Origin of the sequence: Enterobacter sp. 22499 (assembly GCF_052044815.1) — a bacterium.
Taxonomy (GTDB): domain Bacteria; phylum Pseudomonadota; class Gammaproteobacteria; order Enterobacterales; family Enterobacteriaceae; genus Enterobacter; species Enterobacter bugandensis.
Map to the genome: position 1 here is coordinate 157,034 of NZ_JBQENR010000009.1, position 24,973 is coordinate 182,006.

Genomic DNA, 24,973 nt, shown 5'->3' on the forward strand with positions numbered 1-24,973 from the left:
CCTTGCGTTTTCCTGCTGGCGAAGCGCAGGGTCAACAGCCACAATCAAGATCCCAGAGGTATTGATTGGTGAGAATTCTTAGTACGGTTTCGTACTCATCTCTTGCACCAACCTGCGCGGATGCGCAGGTTTTTTTTCGCCTCCATTTTTGCTGTCGCTCCCGTATCACTTCTCGTGTAATCTGCCACCATTTACTGTCAACCCACCACACTGTCTGGCAAAGGGAGTTGAGATGCTATTTGGGTTTTTCCGTACACTGTTCCGTATTCTTTTTCGCATCCGCGTCACTGGCGATGCCCAGGCGCTTCGTGGCGAGCGCGTTCTCATCACACCCAATCATGTTTCCTTTATAGACGGCATCCTGCTTGCGCTGTTTCTGCCCGTGCGTCCGGTGTTTGCGGTCTATACCTCCATCAGCCAGCAGTGGTATATGCGCTGGCTCACCCCACTGATCGATTTCGTACCGCTTGACCCGACAAAGCCGATGATGATTAAACACCTGGTACGTCTGGTAGAGCAGGGGCGTCCGGTGGTCATTTTCCCGGAAGGGCGCATTTCAGTGACCGGTTCGCTGATGAAAATCTACGACGGCGCGGGGTTTGTCGCGGCGAAATCAAACGCGACCGTGGTGCCGCTGCGCATTGAAGGCGCAGAGTTGACCCATTTCAGCCGCCTTAAGGGGCTGGTGAAGCAGCGTCTGTTCCCCAAAATCACGCTGCATATCCTGCCGCCAACGTCGTTACCGATGCCGGAAGCGCCGCGTGCCCGCGATCGCCGTAAAATCGCCGGGGAAATGCTGCACCAGATTATGATGGAAGCGCGCATGGCCGTTCGTCCGCGCGAAACGCTGTATGAATCCCTGCTTTCGGCGCAGTACCGCTACGGCGCGAAGAAAAACTGCATTGAAGACATCAACTTTACCCCGGATACCTATCGTAAACTGCTGACCAAGACGCTGTTCGTGGGCCGCATTCTTGAGAAGTACAGCAAAAAGGGCGAAAAGATCGGCCTGATGCTGCCAAACGCGGGCATCAGCGCGGCGGTGATTTTTGGTGCGGTTTCCCGTGGCCGTATACCGGCGATGATGAACTACACGGCGGGCGTGAAAGGGCTGACCAGCGCCATTACCGCCGCCCAAATTAATACCGTCTTTACCTCCCGACAGTTTCTGGACAAAGGCAAGCTGTGGCATCTGCCGGAACAGCTGACCCAGGTACGCTGGGTCTTCCTGGAAGATCTAAAAGCGGACGTGACCACCGGCGACAAGCTGTGGATTTTTGCGCATCTGCTGATGCCGCGTCTGGCCCAGGTCAAGCAGCAGCCGGAAGATGACGCGATTATCCTTTTCACGTCGGGTTCGGAGGGTAACCCGAAAGGCGTCGTCCACAGCCACAAGAGTATTCTGGCGAACGTTGAGCAGATCAAAAGCATTGCCGACTTTACCGCGAATGACCGTTTTATGTCGGCGCTGCCGCTGTTCCACTCCTTTGGCCTGACGGTGGGGCTGTTCACGCCGCTGCTGACCGGTGCCGAGGTGTTCCTCTATCCCAGCCCGCTGCACTACCGCATTGTGCCGGAGCTGGTGTATGACCGTAACTGCACCGTTCTGTTCGGCACCTCAACCTTCCTGGGTAACTATGCCCGTTTCGCCAATCCGTATGATTTCTTCCGCGTTCGGTACGTGGTGGCCGGTGCGGAAAAGCTGCAGGAGAGTACGCGTCAGATCTGGCAGGACAAGTTTGGCCTGCGCATTCTTGAAGGTTATGGCGTTACCGAGTGCGCGCCCGTGGTCTCGATCAACGTACCGATGGCGGCGAAACCGGGAACGGTGGGCCGAATTCTGCCGGGGATGGATGCGCGCTTGCTGGCGGTGCCGGGCATTGAGGACGGTGGCCGCCTGCAGTTGAAAGGGCCAAACGTGATGAACGGTTACCTGCGCGTGGAAAACCCAGGCGTGCTGGAAGCGCCAACGGCGGAAAACGTCAATGGCGAGATTGAAACCGGCTGGTACGACACCGGTGACATCGTTCGTTTCGATGAGCAAGGCTTTGTACAGATTCAGGGGCGCGCAAAACGCTTCGCCAAAATCGCCGGTGAGATGGTCTCTCTGGAAATGGTTGAACAGCTGGCGACGGCCGTGTCCGCCGAGAAGATGCACGCCACGGTCGTGAAGAGCGATGCCAGCAAAGGCGAGGCGCTGGTGCTGTTTACCACTGATGCTGAGCTTAAGCGCGACAGGTTACTGAGCTATGCGCGTGAACACGGTATTCCTGAACTGGCCGTGCCGCGCGATATTCGCCACCTGAAGCAGCTTCCGGTGCTGGGTAGCGGCAAGCCCGATTTCGTGACCCTGAAAGGTATGGTTGAAGAGGCGGAGCAGCATAATGCGTGAGTCAGTACACACTAACACCTCCCTCAGGTCGAAAGGCATGATGGCCGTCATCGCCGCGCAGTTTCTCTCTGCGTTCGGTGATAACGCGCTGCTGTTTGCCACGCTGGCGCTGCTGAAAGCCGAGTTTTACCCTGACTGGAGTCAGCCGATCCTGCAGATGGTGTTTGTGGGCGCTTACATTATCTTTGCACCGTTTGTGGGGCAAGTGGCGGACAGTTTCCCCAAAGGCCGGGTGATGATGTTTGCCAACGGTCTCAAGCTGCTGGGCGCTGCCAGTATCTGCTTCGGCTTCAATCCGTTTGTTGGCTATACGCTGGTGGGCATCGGCGCTGCCGCCTACTCCCCAGCGAAGTATGGCATTCTCGGAGAACTGACTACGGGCGATAAGCTGGTGAAGGCCAACGGTCTGATGGAGTCGTCGACTATCGCTGCTATCCTCCTCGGCTCCGTCGCGGGCGGCGTGCTGGCCGACTGGCATGTTCTGGCTGCCCTGGGCGTGTGTGCAGTGGTGTATGGTGGGGCGGTTGTGGCTAACCTGTTTATTCCGAAGCTGCCGGTGGCTCGCCCGGGCCAGTCCTGGCGCTTTAAACCGATGACCGGCAGTTTCTTTAACGCGTGCCGCGTGCTGTGGCGTAACGGGGAAACGCGTTTCTCCCTGATGGGAACCAGTATGTTCTGGGGGGCGGGCGTCACGCTGCGCTTCCTGCTGGTTCTGTGGGTACCGGTGGCGCTGGGGATTACGGACAATGCGACGCCGACCTATCTTAATGCGATGGTGGCGATCGGGATTGTGGCTGGGGCGGGCGCGGCGGCGAAGCTGGTGACGCTTGAAACGGTTGCACGCTGCATGCCAGCGGGGATCCTGATTGGCCTCGTGGTGCTTATTTTCTCGCTGCAACATGCGTTATTGCCCGCTTATGCTCTGTTGATCCTGATTGGTATTCTGGGGGGCTTTTTTGTGGTACCGCTGAATGCGTTACTCCAGGAGCGTGGCAAGCAGACCGTCGGGGCGGGGAATGCCATTGCGGTTCAAAATCTCGGTGAAAACCTGGCCATGCTGTTAATGCTGGGGCTCTACTCGCTGGCGGTAAAAGTGGGTGTCCCGGTGGTGGCGATTGGCGTTGGATTTGGTGGGCTGTTCGCGGCGGCGATTGCGGGATTGTGGATCTGGCAGCGTCGCCGTTAATAAGTAGCCGGGTGGCGGCTTCGCCTTACCCGGCAAAAGCATCAGCTACGGCGCAGGATAGGTATAAACCTGATGCACCGCTTCAATCTCCGCTAACACCTCTTCACTCAGGTTCAGATGGAAACTCTCAATGTTAGTTTTCAGCTGTTCCATAGTCGTCGCGCCAAGCAGGGTACTGGCAACAAACGGCTGTCGGCGCACGAAGGCCAGCGCCATCTGCGCCGGATCCAGGCCGTGGCGCTTCGCGATATCCACATAGGCTGCAACGGCTTTCTGCGTCTGCTCGCCGCTGTAGCGGGTAAAGCGGCTAAAGAGGGTATTACGCGCCCCGGCCGGTTTCGCACCGTTCAGGTATTTCCCCGTCAGGGTGCCGAAACCGAGGCATGAATAGGCGAGCAGTTCCACTTCCTCATATTGCGTCACTTCAGCCAGCCCCACCTCGTAGCTGCGGTTAAGCAGGCTGTACGGGTTCTGGATGGTGACGATGCGCGGCAGATCGTGTTTATCCGCCAGGTGCAGATAGCGCATTACGCCAAAGGCCGTTTCGTTGGACACGCCAATGTAGCGGATTTTTCCCGCGCGCTGGCATTCGGTCAGCGCCTCCAGCGTTTCCAGCAGCGTAACGGCGGGGGCGCTCTCATTCCAGCTGTAGCCGAGCTTGCCAAAACAGTTGGTTGGACGCTGCGGCCAGTGGACCTGGTAAAGGTCGAGATAGTCGGTTTGCAGGCGCTTCAGGCTCGCGTCCAGCGCGGCGCGGATATTTTTGCGATCGAGGATCTGGTTTGGGCGGATCCCGGCATCGTTGTTTCGCGCGGGGCCACTCACTTTCGAGGCGATAACCAGCTTTTCACGGTTACCGCGTTTTGCCAGCCAGTTACCGACATAGGTTTCGGTAAGTCCCTGCGTTTCAGGGCGTGGAGGCACAGGGTACATCTCTGCGACATCAATCAGGTTAATCCCCTGGCTGACGGCATAATCGAGTTGTGCATGGGCATCGGCTTCGCTGTTTTGTTCACCAAATGTCATCGTGCCCAACCCCAGTTGACTTATCTCCAGAGCGCTGTGGGGGATACGGTGATAATGCATAGCCGGCTTCCTTCAATAGACATGTAGACCGCGTCAGGAACCTCCCGACAAAGGAATATAAACATGGCAGAGGGGAAGCAAAAGGGGAAGAAAAAAATCAAAAAGGCCAGTAGGCTACTGACCTCCGACTGTTATCGCTCAATAATTTGCGAGACTTCGTCGCGATTGATCTGCATTTTATTGCCTGCCTGGTCATGGTAGCTGACCAGACCGGTATCATCGTCGACTTCAGGTTTACCGTCAGTCAGGATCATCCGGCCGTCTTTCGTCGCCATGACGTAATCACTGCTGCAGCCCGAAACGGCAAACGCCAACCCGACTGCTGAAATTAACACCGCCCATTTTTTCATCGTTATCGTCCTCATCTGGCTCGTATCAAATCATAGTGTAGTATTAACCCGTTATAGCTACAGGGTGAAGCGGTAAAATCTTAAAAACCAGGCGATTATGTTTGTGAGCTCGCAAAATAAGTAAAAAACTATGTTTTAAGTAAGAAATGACGAGCAAGCAGCGCGCCGGTGAAATTTTTTTTAAGATAAAAACCGCGTGGTAGCGTCAGTATGGGTTCGCCCATCGCGCCGATCGCCTCGGTAAGCGCTTTGCTGTTTGCCGCTTTCGGGCGCAGCTGTAACACTTCTCCGTGCCGGGCGGTAATTCGCTCGACCTGACCGAGCACAATCATGTCCATCAGTTCCTCCCAGTCCAGGCGCAACTGATGCTCCTCTTCTTCATCCGGGCTCCAGAGCAGCGGCGCGCCAACGCGGCGTTCAGCTAACGGGATCTGCCGTTCGCCTTCAACCGGAACCCAAAGCACGCGATTCAGCTTATGGCGCACGTGGCTGGTTTCCCACGTTACGCCGGTATTGCCGGTTAAGGGCGCAACGCAGACAAAGGTAGTCTCCAGGGGCCGACCCTGGCGGTCGATAGGAATGGTTTTTAACTCTACGCCAAGGGCCGCGAAATCTTGCTCTGGCTTGCTCCCGGCGCTTGCCCCCAGCCACAGCTCCAGAAGCATGCCGATCCAGCCCTTATCTCGTTTCAGATCCTTCGGGATCTGTAGCCCTGCCATCGCCGCCAGTTCGCCCAGCGAGAAGCCTGCAAGGCGTTGAGCCTGATGTAGCAACTGGCTTTCGCTCGAAGGCGGTGAGAGCAAGGGTGAAAGCGGATGCATGACGATAACCTTTTGATTAAAAAATAAACGAAGAAACAGTCCCCTGTGGATAGAGTTTAACTTTTTCTGTACCAATATTCCATGTGCATGATTTATAAGTTTTTTTATGAATTTTTCACGGTTTCATCAGGGACGCAAAACGGGTTGTTCAAATCTGGTCACTGACAATAAACAGGATCTTACACCATGTTATCCACAGAAAAATGGGATAACTGGGCATAACCCTGACTACTGTTTCAATTTACAGCCTTGACGTGCGACGAAAATCCAAATTTCAGACAAATTGTGCCTAACTTATTGGCACAATCTGTGGATAAAACCGACGCTGTTCGATCTTTCATCAGCACGACGATCCCTGCTGTGACGATCGTCACGCTATTCTGCATTTTGTTTGTCGATATGAATATAAAATCATGAAAAATATAGCTTTATGTTGAAGGTGAGAAACGGGAGGGCAGAGGCCATTTCAGGTTGTTCATCGGTAATCAGACACTTCTTCACAACTATATCCACAGAAAAGGTGAATAAAATTGCCCTTGAGACCGCACATCTGTTTATAACTCTGCGCTTATTTGTGAGTTATTCAAATGTTATTAGGTTGCAGGCCTGTAAGAGAGTGGTTTACCGCCTCACTGTAGTGTGAAACAATCATTCATATATAAGGTTTAGTTTGGGGTAGTCCGGTGATTGATGACGATGGCTACCGCCCGAACGTAGGAATAGTAATTTGTAATCGTCAGGGCCAGGTCATGTGGGCCCGTCGATATGGTCAGCACTCCTGGCAGTTCCCGCAAGGCGGGATCAATCCGGGAGAGTCCCCAGAACAAGCGATGTACCGGGAGCTTTTTGAAGAGGTCGGTTTAAGCCGAAAAGATGTTCGCATCCTTGCCTCGACCCGCAACTGGTTGCGTTACAAGTTACCGAAACGTTTGGTGCGTTGGGACACAAAGCCGGTTTGTATCGGCCAGAAACAGAAGTGGTTTCTTCTGCAGTTGGTGGGCAACGATTCGGACATCAATATGCAAACCAGCAGTACGCCGGAGTTCGATGGCTGGCGCTGGGTGAGCTATTGGTATCCTGTTCGTCAGGTCGTGTCATTTAAGCGCGATGTTTACCGTAGGGTGATGAAAGAGTTTGCAAGTGTGGTGATGCAGCTTCAGGAGATCCCGCCTAAGCCGCAGAGCGCACCTGCCTGGCGACGTAAAAGAGGTTAAGCTACGCAAATCATGCTCACCCGCTTGCGAGAAATAGTCGAGAAGGTGGCCAGCGCTCCGCGCCTCAACGAGGCGCTGAATATTTTGGTCACTGACATCTGTCTTGCGATGGAGACCGAGGTCTGTTCGGTGTATCTGGCCGACCACGATCGGCGCTGCTATTACCTGATGGCGACCCGCGGTTTGAAAAAGCCGCGGGGGCGCACCGTAACGCTCGCATTTGATGAAGGTATCGTCGGTCTGGTTGGGCGGCTGGCTGAACCTATCAACCTTGCCGACGCGCAAAAACACCCCAGCTTTAAATACATCCCTTCCGTAAAAGAAGAACGCTTCCGCGCGTTTCTGGGTGTGCCGATTATTCAGCGTCGTCAGCTACTCGGTGTGCTGGTCGTCCAGCAGCGCGAGCTGCGTCAGTATGATGAAAGCGAAGAGTCTTTCCTCGTCACGCTGGCGACACAGATGGCGGCGATCCTCTCTCAGTCTCAGCTTGCTGCGCTCTTTGGTCAGTACCGCCATACGCGCATTCGCGCCCTTCCGGCATCGCCAGGGGTGGCGATTGCGGAAGGCTGGATGGACGCCACGCTGCCGTTGATGGAGCAGGTCTACGAAGCCTCTACGCTTGATGAAGCGCTGGAGCGCGAGCGTCTTACCGCCGCGCTGGAAGAGGCGGCCAATGAGTTCCGTCGCTACAGCAAGCGCTTTGCCGCTGGTGCGCAAAAAGAGACGGCGGCCATCTTCGACCTCTACTCGCACCTGCTTTCCGACGCGCGTCTGCGCCGTGAGCTTTTTGCTGAGGTTGATAAAGGCGCAGTCGCGGAGTGGGCGGTTAAAAAGGTCATCGAAAAATTTGCCGAGCAGTTCGCTGCCCTGACCGACGGTTACCTGAAAGAGCGGGCGGGAGATCTCCGCGCGCTGGGACAGCGCCTGCTGTTCCACCTCGATGACACCATTCAGGGGCCGAATGCCTGGCCAAAACGGTTTGTGCTGGTGGCCGATGAACTTTCGGCAACAACGCTGGCCGAGCTGCCGCAGGACAGACTCGCCGGGGTTGTCGTACGTGATGGTGCAGCGAACTCCCATGCCGCCATTATGGTGCGCGCGCTCGGTATCCCCACCGTTATGGGGGCGGATATTCAGCCCTCGGTGCTGCACCGCCGCACGCTGGTGGTTGATGGTTACCGCGGTGAACTGCTGGTCGATCCTGAGCCGGTTCTGCTCCAGGAATATCAGCGTCTCATCAGCGAAGAGAATGAATTAAGCAAGCTGGCGGAAGATGACGTTAACCTGCCCGCGCAGCTGAAAAGCGGAGAGCGGATCAAAGTCATGCTCAACGCCGGCTTAAGCCCCGAGCACGAAGAGAAGCTTGGCAGCCGCATCGACGGGATCGGTTTATACCGCACTGAAATCCCCTTCATGCTGCAGAGCGGTTTCCCCTCCGAAGAGGAGCAGGTGGCGCAGTATCAGGGGATGTTGCAGATGTTCAACGACAAGCCTGTCACCCTGCGAACCCTGGATGTCGGGGCGGATAAACAGCTGCCGTATATGCCCATCAGCGAAGAGAACCCGTGTCTGGGCTGGCGCGGGATCCGTATTACGCTCGATCAGCCGGAGATCTTCCTGATCCAGGTGCGCGCGATGCTGCGCGCCAACGCCGCGACGGGCAATCTCAGTATCCTGCTGCCGATGGTCACCAGCATAGATGAAATCGACGAAGCGCGGCGCTTGATCGAACGTGCTGGTCGTGAAGTGGAAGAGATGATTGGCTATGCGATTCCGAAACCACGGATCGGCGTCATGCTCGAAGTGCCATCTATGGTCTTTATGCTGCCGCAGCTGGCAAATCGCGTTGATTTTATCTCTGTCGGTACCAACGACCTGACGCAATATATTCTGGCCGTCGACCGGAACAACACCCGCGTCGCCAGTATCTATGATAGCCTGCACCCGGCGATCATTCGCGCGCTGGCGATGATTGCCCGTGAGGCTGAACAGTACGGTATTGATCTCCGCCTGTGCGGTGAAATGGCCGGAGACTCGATGTGCGTCGCGATCCTGATTGGTCTGGGGTATCGCCATCTGTCAATGAACGGCCGTGCAGTAGCGCGCGTGAAGTATTTGTTGCGGCATATCGACATCAATGATGCCCGCGAGCTGGCTGAGCGTAGCCTTGAGGCTCAGCTGGCCGCAGAGGTTCGTTACCAGGTGGCGGCATTTATGGAACGGCGCGGTATGGGCGGCCTGATCCGCGGTGGTCGCTAATCGTCTTTCGTCCTCTCCTTGTGGAGAGGGCGCCAGTGCGCACAAAAACCTATACACATCTTTTACATCTCTGGCGCATCCTCCGCGCCCGCCTTATGCTATGATTCGCAACTTTGGAGCCTCTGCTTAAGGCAGAATCGCATGTCTACCGCTGTCCACTTTCAGCGGAATAACAACATCTTGTGGTGACAGATGAACAGTGGTTATCTGCATTTTCCGGAATTTGATCCGGTCATTTTCTCAGTAGGACCTGTTTCGCTTCACTGGTACGGTCTGATGTACCTGGTGGGCTTTATTTTTGCCATGTGGCTCGCGGGCCGTCGCGCCAGCCGTCCTGGCAGCGGCTGGACCAAAAACGAAGTTGAAAACCTGCTGTACGCGGGCTTCCTCGGCGTGTTCCTCGGTGGCCGTATTGGGTATGTACTGTTCTATAACTTCCCGGTGTTCCTGAACGATCCCCTCTACCTGTTCCGCGTCTGGGACGGCGGCATGTCCTTCCATGGCGGCCTGATTGGGGTGATCCTGGTGATGGTGATTTTTGCCAAACGCACCAAACGCAACTTCTTCCAGGTGTCAGATTTTATCGCACCGCTGATCCCGTTTGGTCTGGGGGCGGGTCGTCTGGGCAACTTTATTAACGGTGAACTGTGGGGCCGCGTTGACCCAAGCGTACCGTACACGATGCTCTTCCCGGGCTCCCGCGCGGAGGATATCGCGCTGCTGCCGTCGCACCCGGAGTGGCAGTCCATTTTCGATACCTACGGCGTGCTGCCGCGTCATATGTCCCAGCTGTATGAACTGGCGCTGGAAGGCGTGGTGCTGTTTATCATCCTCAACCTGTTTATTCGCAAGCCGCGCCCGATGGGAGCTGTTTCCGGACTGTTCCTGATTGGCTATGGCGCGTTCCGCATCATCGTTGAATTCTTCCGCCAGCCGGATGCGCAGTTTACCGGCGAATGGGTACAGTACATCAGCATGGGGCAGATCCTCTCCATTCCGATGATTGTCGCGGGTGCCATTATGATGATTTGGGCGTATCGTCGTCGTCCACAGCAACAACTTTCCTGAGGAACCATGAAACAGTACCTTGAATTGATGAAAAAAGTGCTCGATGAGGGCACGCCGAAAAACGACCGTACCGGTACCGGTACGCTCTCCATTTTTGGCCACCAGATGCGCTTCAATCTGCAAGAAGGCTTCCCTCTGGTGACGACGAAGCGCTGCCACCTGCGCTCGATCATTCATGAACTGCTCTGGTTCCTGCAAGGCGACACCAACGTTGCGTATCTGCACGAAAATAACGTCTCTATCTGGGACGAATGGGCAGATGAAAACGGCAACCTGGGCCCGGTTTACGGCAAGCAGTGGCGCGCATGGCCAACGCCTGATGGCCGCCATATTGACCAGATCACCACCGTGATGAACCAGCTGAAAAACGATCCGGACTCGCGCCGAATTATCGTTTCCGCCTGGAACGTGGGCGAGCTGGATAAAATGGCGCTGGCCCCGTGCCACGCGTTCTTCCAGTTCTATGTCGCAGACGGCAAGCTCTCCTGCCAGCTCTACCAGCGCTCCTGTGACGTGTTCCTCGGCCTGCCGTTTAACATTGCCAGCTATGCGCTGTTAGTCCACATGATGGCGCAGCAGTGCGACCTGGAAGTGGGTGATTTCGTCTGGACAGGTGGGGACACCCATCTTTACAGCAATCATATGGAACAGACGCATCTTCAGCTCACTCGTGAACCGCGCGCGCTGCCGAAGCTGATTATCAAACGCAAACCGGAATCGATCTTCGATTACCGCTTTGATGATTTTGAGATTGAGGGCTACGACCCGTATCCTGGCATCAAAGCGCCCGTCGCTATCTGATGCGGTAAAGCGTGACATAACCGGTGCTGTTTAGCGCCGGTTTTTTTTCATCTTTATTCCATTTTCCGAGGCGTTATCCAGAAAACGTGCAACGCGCTGCAACTCTCCTGATACTTCGGATAACGCCTCGTAAAACCATTATTCACCGCTCGCCACACCCACGGCGAATCGCCACACTTCCCGCATGAAAAAAGAGAACGGCTTTACGCTTATCGAAACGCTGGTGGCAGTCTCGCTGGTTGTCATACTCAGCGCCTCAGGTCTGTACGGCTGGGACAGCTGGCAGCGGCAGCAGCGGCTGTGGCAAACCGCTGGCCAGGTGCGCGACTATCTGGTGTTTCTGCGAAATGATGCCAACAGGTACAACCGCGACCATCACATAACCCAGCTGCGGGTTGGGGGACAGCAGTGTCTGGTGAGCGCTGCCGTACAAGGCTGTGAGAAGGGCAGCCCCTTTGTTCTGATTCCACTCTGGCCAGAGGTCGCGGTGAGCGAGGTCACACCGTCATTAGGGTTCTATGGGTTAAGGGATACGGCATGGGCAGGGCGGATACGCCTGCAAAGCCGTGCCGGAGAATGGCTTATCCTGGTCTCAGACGGAGGGCGCATCAGAATGTGTAAGGTCTCACAAGGAGGTTCATGTCGATGAGACAACGCGGTTTCTCGCTGACAGAAGTTCTGATTGCTACGGCCATCAGTAGCCTGTTGTTGATTGGCGCATCGCGCTTTCTACCCGGATTGCATCAGGCGGTATTACTGCAATCCGGCCAGAGAGAGCTGGAAGAAGAGGTCTGGCAGCGCCTGTTTGCTCTCGGCAAACAGCTTCAGCGTGCGGGTTACTGTGCGGGGAACTGCCAGGGGCAAGGGCTGGCGATCGCAAGGCAGGGCAGCTGCGTCATTGTTCGGTGGGATGCCAACAGTAACGGTCGCTGGGATCGCAGTGCATCAGAAAACGACAGCACCGGTTTTCGTCTTGAATCGGGCGCGCTGGAAACGCTTCGTGGGGCAACCTCGTGTGAAGGTCAGGGATGGGAAAAGCTCACGGACCCGGACAGGCTCGCCATCGCGCATTTTGTGGTGAGGAAAGTAACACACACCGGGTTTGCGCCGGAGCTGAATATCGAACTGTCCGCCCTGCGCAACGGCGATCAAGGAGAGCCTTATCAGGCTTTGTATACGGTCACGGGGTACAACCTGTGAACCGTCAACGCGGTATGTCTTCGCTGGCGCTGGTTCTACTTTTACTGGTACTTGGTACGCTGATCCTCACCGGCCTTAACCAGCAGCTGACAACGTTCAGCGCGCTCGTTGGCGGAGAGAGCCGTTCGCTGCAGCAGCAGGCTTCTGTACAGTCAGCGCTTGAGTGGGGACGCGTTCAGAGCTGGTCACCCGATCCTGAAGTCCAGTGCAAAAAGGCACCCGCCTGGCAAGTGTGTTTGCGGCGGCTGAGTGAGACCACTGTTTTACTGATTGCCGGAGTCAACGACCTGCTGCTCTGGCGTTCAGGAGAGATTATTGACGATAATATTCGCTTTTCGCCTCACGGCTGGAGTGATTTTTGCCCGCTAAAGGAACGTTCGCTATGCCAGCTGCCGTAAGCAAAGAAAAAGGATTTAGCATGGTTGAGGTTCTGCTGGCGATGATGCTGCTGGTCATCATCGTCACGGCACTGGCCAGCTATCATCGGGCGCTGGCGGCGCGGTTTACGCTGTTTAACCAGTATCGTCAGCTCTGGCACCACGCCTGGAATCAGGCTCAGCTCTCAACAAATGTTCTGCCCGCAGGCTGGCAGGCCAGTCGGGTGCAGACAACGCACGCAGGATGTGTCAGCATCACGGTTACACTTATTTCTCCTCTGGGGCGACGCGGTGAAATAACGCGTCTGCATTGCCCGGTTAGCCAGTAGTCGGGAGCGTCTATGTTAAGGGTCTACCACTCAAATCGTCTGGATGTGCTGGAAGCACTGATGGAATTTATCGTTGAGCGCGAGCGGCTCGACGATCCTTTTGAGCCTGAAATGGTGCTGGTGCAGAGCACCGGTATGGCACAGTGGCTGCAAATGTCGCTTTCCCGTAAGTTTGGCATTGCCGCGAATATTGATTTCCCGCTGCCCGCGAGCTTTATCTGGGAGATGTTTGTTCGCGTGTTACCGGACATCCCCGAGCAGAGCGCCTTCAACAAGCAGGGCATGAGCTGGAAGCTGATGGCGCTGCTGCCGGAGATGCTCCAGCATGATGAATTCGCCATGCTGCGCCACTACCTTAATGACGATACCGATAAGCGCAAGCTGTTCCAGCTGGCGTCGCGCACCGCCGATCTCTACGACCAATACCTTGTTTACCGTTCTGACTGGTTAATTCGCTGGGAAGCGGGCGAACTGGTTGAAGGGTTACCGGAGGCGCAAATATGGCAGGCACCGCTTTGGAAAGCGCTGGTCGAGCATACGGAGAAACTTGGGCAGCCTAAGTGGCACCGTGCCAACCTGTACGATCGGTTTATCTCAATACTCGAGAATGCGTCGGCGCGTCCAGCCCGACTGCCGTCACGCGTTTTTATCTGTGGGATATCCGCATTACCGCCTGTTTATCTGAAAGCGTTGAATGCGCTGGGTAAACATATCGATATTCATATTTTGTTCACCAACCCTTGCCGACAGTATTGGGGGGATATCCTCGACGAACGTTGGCTTGCGCGGCTGGTGACTCGCCAGCGAAAGCGCCTTTTTGAAGAACGATCCGTCCCGCTGTTTAAAGACGGCTCGACTGCCGGGCAGCTTTTTGATGAAGACGGCATCCAGAACCTGCCCAATCCACTGCTTGCCTCATGGGGGAAGCTGGGGCGTGATTACATTCACATGCTCTCCGATATTACGTCATCAGGCGAAGGTGACGTTGACGCCTTTGTCGAGATCGCCCCGGATAGTCTGCTGCACAATATTCAGTTAGATATTCTGGATCTGGAGAACCGCGCCGTCATGGGCGTGACGGCGAAAGAGTTTGAGCGCAGCGACAGCAAGCGGAAGCTGGACGCTGAGGATCGCAGTATCACGATCCATGTTTGTCATAGCCCGCAGCGTGAGGTCGAAGTGCTTCACGATCGGCTGCTGGCGATGCTGCAGGACGACCCTGAACTGACGCCGCGCGATATCGTGGTGATGGTGGCGGACATCGACAGCTACAGTCCCTTTATTCAGGCCGTCTTCGGCAGTGCGACGGGTGAGCGATATCTGCCTTACGCCATCTCTGACCGTCGTGCCCGTCAGTCGCACCCGGCATTGCAGGCATTTATCACCCTGCTTTCACTGCCGGATAGCCGGTTTATCTCCGAAGATGTTCTGGCGTTACTGGATGTTCCCGTGCTGGCAGCCCGCTTCAACATCAATGAAGAAGGGCTGCGCTACCTTCGCCAGTGGGTAAACGAATCAGGCGTTCGCTGGGGCATCGATGACGATAACGTTCAGGAGTTCGAGCTTCCCCCAACCGGCCAGCATACCTGGCGGTTTGGCCTGACGCGTATGCTGCTGGGCTACGCCATGGAGAGCAGCCAGGGCGAGTGGAACGAAGTGCTGCCTTACGATGAGTCCAGCGGTTTGATTGCTGACCTGGTAGGGCATTTAGCTTCTCTGCTGATGCAGCTTAACCGCTGGCGCCGTGAGCTAATGCAGCCGCGTCCGCTTGAAGAGTGGCTCCCGGTGTGCAGGGCGTTACTTAATGATTTCTTCCTGCCAGACAACGACACCGAAGCGGCGATGGCGCTCATTGAAACGCAGTGGCAGGCTATCGTTGACGAGGGCGTGAATTCCCACTATCGCGAAGCAATTCCTTTGTCGCTGCTGAGAGATGAGTTGACGCAGCGCCTTGACCAGGAGCGAATCAGCCAGCGTTTCCTGGCAGGCCCCATCAATATCTGTACCCTGATGCCAATGCGCTCCATTCCCTTTAAGGTGGTCTGCCTGCTCGGCATGAACGACGGTATTTATCCTCGGGCCCTGGCGCCGCTGGGGTTCGATTTGATGAACGCAAATCCAAAGCGGGGTGACCGTAGCCGTCGTGATGATGACCGCTATCTCTTCCTTGAAGCGCTCATCTCCGCTCAAAGTAAGCTCTATATCAGCTATATCGGTCGTTCCATTCAGGACAACAGCGAGCGCTTCCCCTCCGTTCTGGTGCAGGAACTGGTGGATTATATCGGCCAGAGCCACTATCTGGCTGGGGATGAGGCGCTTAACTGCGATGAAAGCGAGCAGCGGGTGAAGGCGCACATTACCTGTATCCACAGCCGCATGCCGTTTGACCCGGTAAACTATATTGTCAGCGAACAGCAGAGCTATGCCCGCGAATGGCTGCCAGCAGCGAAAAAAGAGGGGAAAGCCCATACGGATTTTATTCAGCCGCTTGATCCGCTGCCCATTAACACTCTGACTTTCGAACAGCTTCAGCGGTTTTGGGCGCATCCGGTGCGCGCCTTCTTCCAGCAGCGATTACAGGTCAACTTCCGCTCTGAAGAGAGCGAAATTCCTGATGCAGAACCCTTTACTCTGGAAGGGCTGGAGCGCTATCAGCTAAACCTCCAGCTGCTTAATGCGCTGGTTGAAGAGGAAGATGCAGACAAACTTTACCGCCGCTACCGTGCCGCAGGGCAACTACCTTACGGTGCGTTTGGGGAAATCGTCTGGGAGGCGCAGTGCCAGGAGATGACCGCTCTGGCGGAGCGCGTCAGGGAGCACCGCCAGCCCGGACACAGCATCGAAATCGATCTCAGCTGCAAGGGCATACAGCTCACGGGCTGGCTAACCCAGGTTCAGCCAGATGGGCTACTGCGCTGGCGGCCTTCTCTGCTCAGCGTTTCACAAGGATTGCAACTCTGGCTGGAACATCTTGTCTACAGTGCGGGTGGGAATAAAGGTGAAAGCCGGATCTTCGTGCGCAAAGAGGGCGAATGGCGCTTCCCACCCATGGAGGCAGAACAGGCGTTACGCTATCTGTCCTTGTATATTGAGGGCTATCTTCAGGGAATGAACAAACCCCTCCTGTTACTGCCCGAAAGTGGCGGTGCGTGGATAAAAGCCTGTTATGACGCGCAGAATGATGCGATGTTAACGGATGAGGCTTCGCTGCAGAAAGCGCGCAGTAAATTTATGCAGGCCTATGAAGGAAACATGATGGTACGCGGTGAAGGTGAGGATGTCTGGTATCAACGTCTATGGCGAACGCTTGAGCCAGAATACTTCGAGGCTATTACGGAAGAGGCACAGCGCTACCTGTTACCGTTGTTTAAGTTTAATCAGTCCTGAGCGCTGTATAAAAATTGCGCAGCATGGGGTGTTCATTTATGATGCACTTCTTATCACGGACTGATGTACCTAAATAAAGAGATGTTGGCGTGTCCAGCACGCAGTTTGTTAATGATGTTTGCCCTAAATAATTCGAGTTGCAGGAAGGCGGCAAGGGCGTGAATCTCCGGGAGCTTACATGAGTAAGTGACTGGGGTGAACGCATGCAGCCGACGCACATGCAACTTGAAGTATGACGGGATAGCCGTGATAAAGAGGTCGTAATGCCAGGCAGCACCTTGTTCAAAGCGTTTGTTTTGTTTGTCGCCCTTTGGGCTCCCGTCACTCAGGCAGACTCCGGTTGGCAACCCGTTCAGGAAACTATCCGTAAGAGCGAAAAAGATACCCGTCAGTATCAGGCTATCCGCCTTGATAACGGTATGACCGTGCTGCTGGTTTCCGATCCGCAGGCGGTGAAATCCCTCTCGGCGTTAGTGGTGCCGGTTGGATCGCTGGAAGATCCTGAGGCGCATCCGGGGCTGGCGCATTACCTCGAACACATGACGCTGATGGGCTCTAAAAAATATCCGCAGCCGGATAGCCTTTCTGAATTCCTGAAAATGCATGGCGGCAGCCACAACGCCAGCACGGCACCGTACCGCACGGCCTTTTATCTCGAAGTCGAAAATGACGCGCTGGCAGGGGCGGTTGATCGTCTTGCCGATGCTATCGCCGCGCCGCTGCTGGATAAAAAATACGCCGATCGCGAGCGCAATGCCGTCAATGCGGAGCTGACCATGGCCCGTACCCGGGACGGTATGCGTATGGCGCAGGTCAGCGCCGAGACCATCAACCCGGCGCATCCGGGCTCACGTTTCTCGGGCGGTAACCTGGAGACGCTGAGCGATAAACCGGGAAGCCCGGTCATTGACGCCCTGCATGCGTTTCGTGACAAATACTACTCCGCCAACCTGATGAAGGCGGTTATTTACAGCAACAAACCGTTGCCGGAGCTTGCCGGACTGGCGGCACAAACGTTTGGCCGGGTGCCGAATAAAAATATTGACCTGCCGAAGATAGACGTACCGGTTGTCACGGACGCGCAAAAAGGGATCGTCATCCACTACGTTCCTGCCATGCCCCGCAAAGTGCTGCGCGTTGAGTTCCGCATTGATAACAACACAGCCCAGTTTCGCAGTAAAACCGACGAGCTGGTGACCTACCTGATTGGTAACCGCAGCCCGGGAACCTTATCTGACTGGCTGCAAAAACAGGGGCTGGTGGAAGGGATCCGCGCCGATTCCGATCCCGTGGTAAACGGCAACAGCGGCGTGCTGGCGATCTCCGCCACCCTGACCGACAAAGGTCAGGCCAACCGTGATGAAGTGGTGGCGGCTATCTTTAGCTACCTCTCTTTACTGCGCGAGAAAGGCGTCGATAAGCGCTATTTTGATGAACTGGCGCACGTGCTGGATCTCGATTTCCGTTACCCGTCCATTACCCGCGATATGGATTACGTGGAGTGGCTGGCGGATACCATGATCCGCGTGCCGGTGGCGCACACGCTCGACGCGGTCAATATTGCCGATCGTTATGATGCCGAGGCGGTAAAAGCGCGCCTGGCGATGATGACGCCGCAAAATGCCCGCATCTGGTACATCAGCCCGAACGAACCGCATAACAAGACGGCATACTTTGTTGATGCCCCTTATCAGGTAGACAAAATCAGCGACCAGACCTTCGCCGACTGGCAGAAGAAGGCCGGTGAGATTGCGTTGAAGCTGCCGGAGCTGAACCCCTATATCCCGGATGATTTCTCGCTGATCAAAACGACTAAGGATTATCCGCACCCGGAGCTCATTATTGATGAACCGACGCTGCGCGTGGTGTATACCCCAAGCCGTTATTTTGCGAGCGAGCCAAAGGCTGATGTCAGCGTGGTCCTGCGTAACCCGAAAGCGATGAACAGCGCCAAAAATCAGGTGATGTTCGCGCTAAATGACTATCTGGCCGGTATCGCGCTCGATCAGCTCAGCAACCAGGCGGCCGTGGGCGGGATCAGTTTCTCCACCAACGCCAACAACGGTTTGATGCTTAATGCAAATGGCTATACTCAGCGTCTGCCTCAGCTTTTCAAGGCACTGCTCGAGGGTTACTTCAGCTACACGCCAACGGAAGAGCAGCTTGAGCAGGCTAAATCCTGGTATGCGCAGATGATGGATTCTGCAGAAAAGGGCAAAGCTTACGATCAGGCGCTTATGCCGGCACAAATGCTGTCGCAAATACCTTATTTCCAGCGTGAAGAACGCCGTGCCTTGCTGCCATCAATCTCATTAAAAGAGGTGCTGGCTTACCGTGACTCGCTAAAAACCAACACGCGCCCGGAGTTTCTTATCGTCGGCAACATGAGCGAAGATCAGGCCAAAACGCTGGCAGAAAATGTTCGCACGCAGCTCGGTTCGAAAGGGGACGAGTGGTGCCGTAACCAGGACGTGCTTGTTGAGAAAAAACAGAATGTGATCTTTGAAAAAGCGGGGAGCAGCACCGATTCCGCGCTGGCCGCGGTGTTTGTGCCAACGGGCTATGATGAATTCGCAAGCTCTGCGCAGAGCGCCGTTCTGGGTCAGATTATTCAGCCGTGGTTCTATAACCAGCTGCGCACAGAAGAGCAGCTTGGCTATGCGGTATTTGCTTTCTCAATGAACGTGGGGCGTCAATGGGGGCTGGGCTTCCTGCTGCAAAGCAGCGACAAACAGCCGGCCTATCTCTGGCGCCGCTATCAGGCGTTCTTCCCGCAGGTGGAAGCAAAACTGCGGGCCATGAAGCCGGAAGAGTTTGCTCAGATCCAGCAGGCCGTCATCGCGCAGGTGATGCAGCCGCCGCAGACGCTGGGCGAAGAGGCGTCGCAGCTGAGCAAAGATTTCGATCGCGGTAATCTGAAATTTGATTCGCGTGATAAAGTAGTGGCTGAGATAAAACAGCTGACGCCGCAGAAGGCTGCCGATTTCTTCCATCAGGCCGTGATTAAGCCGCAGGGCATCACTATCCTGTCTCAGGTATCCGGTAGCCAGAACGGGAAAACGGACTACGTGAACCCGAAAGGCTGGAAAGTCTGGAAGAGCGTCAGCGCGTTGCAGCAATCTATGCCCTGGAGTAAGAAAGAATGACCGATACCGCTGAGTCCCTTGATCCCTTACGTTTACCTCTGCAGGGTGAACGATTGATTGAAGCCTCAGCGGGAACGGGAAAAACCTTCACCATCGCCGCGCTCTATCTGCGCCTGCTGTTAGGGCTTGGCGGTAACGCCGCTTTTCCTCGTCCTTTGAGCGTTGAAGAGCTGCTGGTTGTTACCTTTACCGAGGCCGCCACCGCTGAGCTGCGCGGCCGTATTCGGACCAATATCCACGAACTGCGCATCGCCTGTCTGCGCCAGAGCACGGATAACCCTCTTTACGCGAGCCTTCTGAAAGAGATTGCCGATAAGCAACAGGCAGCCCAGTGGCTGCTCCTCGCAGAAAGGCAGATGGACGAAGCGTCCGTCTTCACCATTCACGGTTTTTGCCAGCGCATGCTGAGCCTGAATGCTTTTGAATCCGGCATGCTGTTTGAGCAACAGCTTATTGAAGATGAATCCGTGCTTCGCTATCAGGCCTGCGCGGATTTCTGGCGTCGCCACTGCTATCCGTTACAGCGGGATATTGCGGAAGCGGTACATGCGTTGTGGAAGGGGCCCGAAGCACTGCTGCGCGCCATCGATCGTTATCTGCAGGGTGAGGCGCCGGTCATCAAATCCCCGCCTCCAGCAGATGAAACCCTGGCCTCACGCCATGAAAAAATCATCGCTAAAATTGCCGACATCAAACAAAAATGGATTGAGTCAGTCGGTGAGATTGACGCGATCATCGAGAATTCCGGGATCGATCGACGTAAGTTCAATCGCGGCAACCAGGGCAAATGGATCGAGAAGATCAGCGCGTGGGCGCAGGAAGAGACGCGCGGTTACCAGCTCCCGGATGCGCTGGAGAAATTCTCCCGGCGTTTCCTGGTTGAGCGGACCAAAGCCGACGGTATCGTGCCTGAACATCCCCTGTTTCTGGCGATTGAAACCCTGCTGGCGGAGCCCCTGACGCTCAACGATCTGATGATCGTCCGCGCCATGACGGAGATCCGCGACGCCGTCGCGCGTGAAAAGCGTCGCCGGGGCGAACTGGGGTTCGACGATATGCTGAGCCGACTTGATGCGGCGCTGTGCAGTGAGAATGGCGAAGCGCTTGCCGCCGCGATTCGCACCCGCTTCCCGGTCGCGATGATTGACGAATTTCAGGATACCGACCCTCAGCAGTACCGCATTTTCCGCCGTATCTGGCGCCAGCAGCCCGGCACCGCGCTGTTGTTAATCGGCGATCCTAAGCAGGCCATTTACGCCTTCCGCGGTGCGGATATTTTTACCTACATGAAAGCCCGCAGCGAGGTTGATGCGCACTACACGCTCGACACCAACTGGCGCTCTTCTCCCGGCATGGTGGAAAGCGTCAATGCGCTCTTCAGCCGCATGGATACGGCGTTTATGTTCCAGGAGATCCCTTTCCAGCCGGTCAAGTTCGCCCCTAAAAATACCGCGTTGCGCTTCGAGGTTAATGGCGAAACTCAGCCAGCCATGAACTTCTGGCTACTTGATGGGGAAGGCTGGGGCGTCGCGGACTATCAAAATGCTATGGCCCAGCACTGTGCGGCGCAAATTAGGGACTGGCTCAGCGCAGGCGCGCGCGGCGATGCGTTGCTGTGGAAGGAGGATAAACCAGCCCCGGTAAAGGCATCTGATATCACGGTGCTGGTGCGCAGCCGTCAGGAGGCCGCGCTTATCCGCGACGCCCTGACGCTACTGAATATACCGTCCGTCTACCTCTCCAACCGCGACAGCGTTTTTGAAACGCTGGAAGCCCTCGAGATGCTATGGCTGCTGCAGGCTGTGCTGGCCCCGGAGCGTGAAAGCACGCTCCGCAGCGCCTTAGCGAGCGCGATGCTCGGGCTGAACGCGCGTGACATTGATGCGCTTAATACTGACGAATCCGCGTGGGATGCTGTGGTAGAAGAGTTTGTGCGCTACCGTGAAAAATGGCAGAAGCGCGGCGTGATGGCGATGGTGCGCGAGCTCATGGCACATCGTCACATTGCGGAAAACATGCTGGCGACAGCGGGCGGCGAGCGCCGTCTGACCGATATTTTGCACATCAGCGAGCTGCTCCAGGAAGCGGGTACGCAGCTGGAGAGCGAGCATGCTCTGGTGCGCTGGCTGGCCCAGCAGATTGCCGACCCTAACAGCAATTCTTCCAGCCAGCAGATGCGCCTCGAGAGCGATAAACATCTGGTGCAGATCGTCACCATTCACAAGTCGAAAGGCCTGGAGTATCCGCTGGTCTGGCTGCCGTTTATCGCCAATTATCGCGTACAGGACCAGGCTTTTTACCACGATCGCGAGTCGTTCGAAGCGGTACTCGACCTCAGCAACGCGGAGTCCAGCGTCGAGCTGGCCGAAGCCGAGCGTCTCGCGGAAGACCTGCGCCTGCTATACGTGGCGCTGACCCGTTCGGTCTGGCACTGTTCCCTGGGCGTCGCGCCGCTGTTCCGTCGCCGTGGCGAAAAGAGCGGCGAGAGTGATTTTCATCTGAGCGCGCTGGGGCGGCTTATTCAGCGCGGCGAGCCTAAAGATGCCGCAGGGCTGCGCCAGTGCATCGAATCACTTTGCTCAGAGCATGTTGCCCTGCATATTCCCTCCCAGCCCGACAGCAGCCGCTGGCAGACGCCGGAGCAGGGAGAGTCAGCGCTGCATGCCCGCGAGGTGGCTCGCACAATCGCTGACGACTGGCGCGTCACCAGTTACTCCGGTTTACAGCAGCACGGACAGAGTATTGCGCAGGATCTGATGCCAAAACTGGACGTGGATGCCGCTGGGGCCGGGAGCGTGCCCGTCGAGCCGGCGCTCACGCCGCATCAGTTTCCGCGCGGCGCCTCGCCGGGCACGTTTTTGCACAGCCTGTTTGAAGAGCTGGATTTTACCCAGCCGGTATCAGAAGAGTGGGTGCTGAAGATGTTACAGAGCGGCGGCTACGACGCACAGTGGCAGCCTGTTCTCACTGAATGGATCCGCGCTGTTCTGCACGCGCCGCTCACGGCGCAGGGGATCTCGCTGAGCCAGCTGACCGCCAAAGATAAGCAGGTGGAGATGGAGTTTTACCTCCCCATCGCCAGCCCGCTCAGGGCCGAGGCGCTTGATGCGCTGATCCGCGAGTACGATCCGTTATCCGCAGGGTGTCCGCCGCTGAATTTTCGCCAGGTGCAGGGGATGCTGAAAGGCTTTATCGACCTGGTTTTCCGCCATGAAGGGCGCTACTACCTGTTGGATTACAAATCGAACTGGCTGGGGGCAAACAGCGAAGCCTATACCCAGCAGGCGATGGCCTCAGCGATGCAAATGCATCGCTACGATCTGCAGTATCAGCTTTACACCCTGGCGCTGCACCGTTACCTGCGCCATCGCATGGCCGATTATCGCTATGAAGATCATTTTGGCGGCGTCATTTACCTCTTTCTGCGCGGCGTGGATGCTAACAACCCGCGTTCGGGTATCTTCAGCACCCGTCCGGCTGCGGAGTTGATTGAAAAGATGGATAACCTGTTTGCTGCAAGCACGGAGGAAGTAGCATGACGATGCAGGCGCTACTGCTGGACGCAATTGAACAACGTGCACTTCGCCACCTGGACGTACAATTTGCCATGATGGTGGCGGGCGAAGAGCCTGCCGTCATGCTTGCCGCGGCGATCCTGAGTAAAGATGCGGGAGAAGGGCATGTCTGTCTGCCGCTTTCACGTCTGGTGGTGGATGAGAAAATGCCGCCGGCTTTACAGGCGTGTTTCGCGCTTCTGGGTGAGGCAGTGGACTGGCAAGAAATATTACTCCGCTCGCCCGCCGTCAGCAGTGCCGATACCGGTACGCCAATGATTTTGACGGGTGAGCGTTTGTATCTGAACCGGCTGTGGCGTAACGAACTGACGGTGGCGCGCTTTTTCAGCGAGACCAATGCTCCGCTCCCGTGCGATGAAGCACTGCTCCGGCAAACGCTGGATACGCTGTTTACCTCTGACGACGAGACAGACTGGCAGAAAGTGGCGGCAGCAGTGGCGTTAACGCGGCGAATATCGGTGATTTCGGGCGGGCCGGGCACCGGTAAAACGACCACCGTGGCTAAGCTGCTTGCCGCGCTGATTCAGTTATCGGGTGAGCAAAAGTGTCGTATCCGCCTGGCGGCACCCACCGGTAAAGCGGCTGCACGTCTGACGGAGTCGTTAGGCGGCGCGCTGCAAAAACTGCCGCTTACCGGGGAGCGGCTTGCGCTTTTCCCTAACGAAGCCAGCACGCTGCACCGCTTGCTCGGCGCGCAGCCGGGTAGCCAGCGTCTGCGCTACCATGCCGGTAACCCGCTGCATCTGGACGTGCTGGTTGTGGATGAAGCGTCGATGATTGACCTGACGATGATGTCGCGTTTGATTGACGCGCTACCGCCGCACGCGCGCGTTATTTTCCTGGGCGATCGCGACCAGCTTGCCTCCGTGGAGGCGGGGGCCGTACTGGGCGATATCTGCACCTATGCCAGCCTTGGGTATACCGCAGAACGCGCTGAGGAGCTGGCGCGCCTGACCGGATGTTCGCTCGCGGCTGAAAACCATTTACTTGCGGGGGCGCTGCGCGACAGCCTGTGTCTGCTGCAAAAAAGCTACCGTTTTGGCAGCGACTCCGGCATTGGCCAGCTTGCGGCGGCGGTGAACCGGGGCGACCGGCACGCTACCTGTGCGGTATTTGACGGTACCTTTACCGATATTGAGAAAAAATCGCTGCAAACCGGGGAAGAGTATCAGGCGATGCTGGATGACGCCCTGCTGGGGTACCAACATTTTCTGACGGGCGTACAGCAGCAAAACACGCCGGAGCAGGTCATTGCCGCGTTTGGCGAATACCAGCTGCTCTGCGCGTTGAGGGAAGGGCCCTTTGGCGTCAGCGGCCTGAACGACAGGCTGGAACAGCTGCTGGCGCAAAAGCGTAAAATCAACCGTACTCCGCACTCGCGCTGGTATGAAGGCCGGCCGGTGATGATCTCCCGCAACGACAGCGCGCTGGGGTTGTTTAACGGGGATATCGGGATTGCGCTCGATCGCGGGCAGGGGCTCCGCGTCTGGTTCCAGATGCCGGACGGTAGCGTGAAGTCCTTCCAGCCGAGCCGTTTGCCCGAGCATGAAACTGCCTGGGCGATGACGGTGCATAAATCCCAGGGTTCTGAGTTTAACCATGCGGCACTTATCCTGCCTACACAGCTTTCCCCCGTCGTTACCCGCGAGCTGATCTATACCGCCATTACGCGCGCGCGTCAGCGCCTGTCGCTGTATACCGATGAACGGGTGCTGGTACAGGCGATTGCCACCCGCACGGAACGCCGAAGCGGGCTGAGCGCGATATTTGACTCCCTCTGAA

17 protein-coding genes are annotated in these 24,973 nt (G+C 56.4%); 14 read left to right on the forward strand and 3 right to left on the reverse strand.

Annotation, left to right across the window (positions count from 1 at the left end; translation table 11 throughout):
• The first annotated feature begins 232 nt into the window (after positions 1 to 232).
• Together aas and lplT are read left to right on the forward strand one after the other, a co-directional pair.
• Positions 233 to 2,392 (forward strand): bifunctional acyl-ACP--phospholipid O-acyltransferase/long-chain-fatty-acid--ACP ligase, encoded by a 2,160-nt coding sequence (gene aas, locus ACTJI7_RS21090; RefSeq protein ID WP_440670881.1) that lies wholly within the window; start codon positions 233 to 235, stop codon positions 2,390 to 2,392.
• Complete coding sequence (gene lplT / locus ACTJI7_RS21095) at positions 2,385 to 3,578, forward strand: lysophospholipid transporter LplT (RefSeq protein ID WP_041908380.1); 1,194 nt, start codon at positions 2,385 to 2,387, stop codon at positions 3,576 to 3,578. Before aas ends, lplT begins: the two co-directional genes overlap by 8 nt.
• 45 nt (positions 3,579 to 3,623) lie before the next feature.
• Here lplT and ACTJI7_RS21100 read toward each other — a convergent pair whose 3' ends face one another.
• The 3 genes from ACTJI7_RS21100 to mutH all read right to left on the reverse strand — a co-directional run bounded on the left by ACTJI7_RS21100 (position 3,624) and on the right by mutH (position 5,835).
• Positions 3,624 to 4,664 (reverse strand): NADP(H)-dependent aldo-keto reductase, encoded by a 1,041-nt coding sequence (locus tag ACTJI7_RS21100; protein WP_028014287.1) that lies wholly within the window; start codon positions 4,662 to 4,664, stop codon positions 3,624 to 3,626.
• Positions 4,665 to 4,795: 131 nt separating this feature from the next.
• On the reverse strand, positions 4,796 to 5,014 hold the full coding sequence (locus tag ACTJI7_RS21105; RefSeq protein WP_014885085.1) for a YgdI/YgdR family lipoprotein: 219 nt from the start codon (positions 5,012 to 5,014) through the stop codon (positions 4,796 to 4,798).
• A gap of 128 nt (positions 5,015 to 5,142) precedes the next feature.
• Positions 5,143 to 5,835, reverse strand: a complete 693-nt coding sequence (mutH, locus tag ACTJI7_RS21110; RefSeq protein ID WP_048999246.1) for a DNA mismatch repair endonuclease MutH — start codon at positions 5,833 to 5,835, stop codon at positions 5,143 to 5,145.
• Positions 5,836 to 6,518: 683 nt separating this feature from the next.
• Between mutH and rppH the strand changes: the two genes are divergently transcribed.
• The 12 genes from rppH (at position 6,519) to recD (ending at position 24,972) form a co-directional block, all read left to right on the forward strand.
• A complete protein-coding gene (gene rppH, locus ACTJI7_RS21115) occupies positions 6,519 to 7,049 on the forward strand; it encodes an RNA pyrophosphohydrolase (protein ID WP_013098553.1) in 531 nt (176 codons plus the stop codon).
• A 12-nt stretch (positions 7,050 to 7,061) separates the two neighbouring features.
• On the forward strand, positions 7,062 to 9,308 hold the full coding sequence (gene ptsP, locus ACTJI7_RS21120; RefSeq protein WP_440670878.1) for a phosphoenolpyruvate--protein phosphotransferase: 2,247 nt from the start codon (positions 7,062 to 7,064) through the stop codon (positions 9,306 to 9,308).
• A gap of 192 nt (positions 9,309 to 9,500) precedes the next feature.
• Positions 9,501 to 10,376, forward strand: a complete 876-nt coding sequence (gene lgt / locus ACTJI7_RS21125) for a prolipoprotein diacylglyceryl transferase (protein ID WP_028014284.1) — start codon at positions 9,501 to 9,503, stop codon at positions 10,374 to 10,376.
• Positions 10,377 to 10,382: 6 nt separating this feature from the next.
• Complete coding sequence (thyA, locus tag ACTJI7_RS21130; protein WP_047367463.1) at positions 10,383 to 11,177, forward strand: thymidylate synthase; 795 nt, start codon at positions 10,383 to 10,385, stop codon at positions 11,175 to 11,177.
• Between the two features lie 184 nt (positions 11,178 to 11,361).
• The gene (locus ACTJI7_RS21135) at positions 11,362 to 11,826 is read left to right on the forward strand and encodes a prepilin peptidase-dependent protein (protein ID WP_063155109.1); all 465 of its coding nucleotides are present in this window, start codon (positions 11,362 to 11,364) and stop codon (positions 11,824 to 11,826) included.
• Entirely contained in the window at positions 11,817 to 12,377 is a 561-nt protein-coding gene (locus tag ACTJI7_RS21140) for a prepilin peptidase-dependent protein (protein ID WP_045260904.1), read from the forward strand. Before ACTJI7_RS21135 ends, ACTJI7_RS21140 begins: the two co-directional genes overlap by 10 nt.
• Positions 12,374 to 12,775 carry a DUF2509 family protein gene (locus ACTJI7_RS21145; protein ID WP_063155108.1) on the forward strand — a complete coding sequence of 134 codons (402 nt, stop codon included), beginning with the start codon at positions 12,374 to 12,376 and terminating at the stop codon, positions 12,773 to 12,775. The genes ACTJI7_RS21140 and ACTJI7_RS21145 overlap by 4 nt, the downstream gene beginning before the upstream one ends.
• Entirely contained in the window at positions 12,760 to 13,083 is a 324-nt protein-coding gene (locus ACTJI7_RS21150; protein ID WP_063155107.1) for a prepilin-type N-terminal cleavage/methylation domain-containing protein, read from the forward strand. The genes ACTJI7_RS21145 and ACTJI7_RS21150 overlap by 16 nt, the downstream gene beginning before the upstream one ends.
• Before the next feature lie 12 nt (positions 13,084 to 13,095).
• Positions 13,096 to 16,470, forward strand: coding sequence for an exodeoxyribonuclease V subunit gamma (gene recC, locus ACTJI7_RS21155; RefSeq protein ID WP_063155106.1), 3,375 nt, complete (start codon positions 13,096 to 13,098; stop codon positions 16,468 to 16,470).
• 263 nt (positions 16,471 to 16,733) lie between these two features.
• Positions 16,734 to 19,616 (forward strand): pitrilysin, encoded by a 2,883-nt coding sequence (gene ptrA, locus ACTJI7_RS21160; protein ID WP_063155105.1) that lies wholly within the window; start codon positions 16,734 to 16,736, stop codon positions 19,614 to 19,616.
• Positions 19,613 to 23,155: an exodeoxyribonuclease V subunit beta gene (gene recB / locus ACTJI7_RS21165; protein WP_063155104.1), complete on the forward strand. Its 3,543-nt coding sequence runs from the start codon at positions 19,613 to 19,615 to the stop codon at positions 23,153 to 23,155. The genes ptrA and recB overlap by 4 nt, the downstream gene beginning before the upstream one ends.
• Positions 23,152 to 24,972: an exodeoxyribonuclease V subunit alpha gene (gene recD / locus ACTJI7_RS21170; protein ID WP_063155103.1), complete on the forward strand. Its 1,821-nt coding sequence runs from the start codon at positions 23,152 to 23,154 to the stop codon at positions 24,970 to 24,972. Before recB ends, recD begins: the two co-directional genes overlap by 4 nt.
• Position 24,973: the final 1 nt, after the last annotated feature.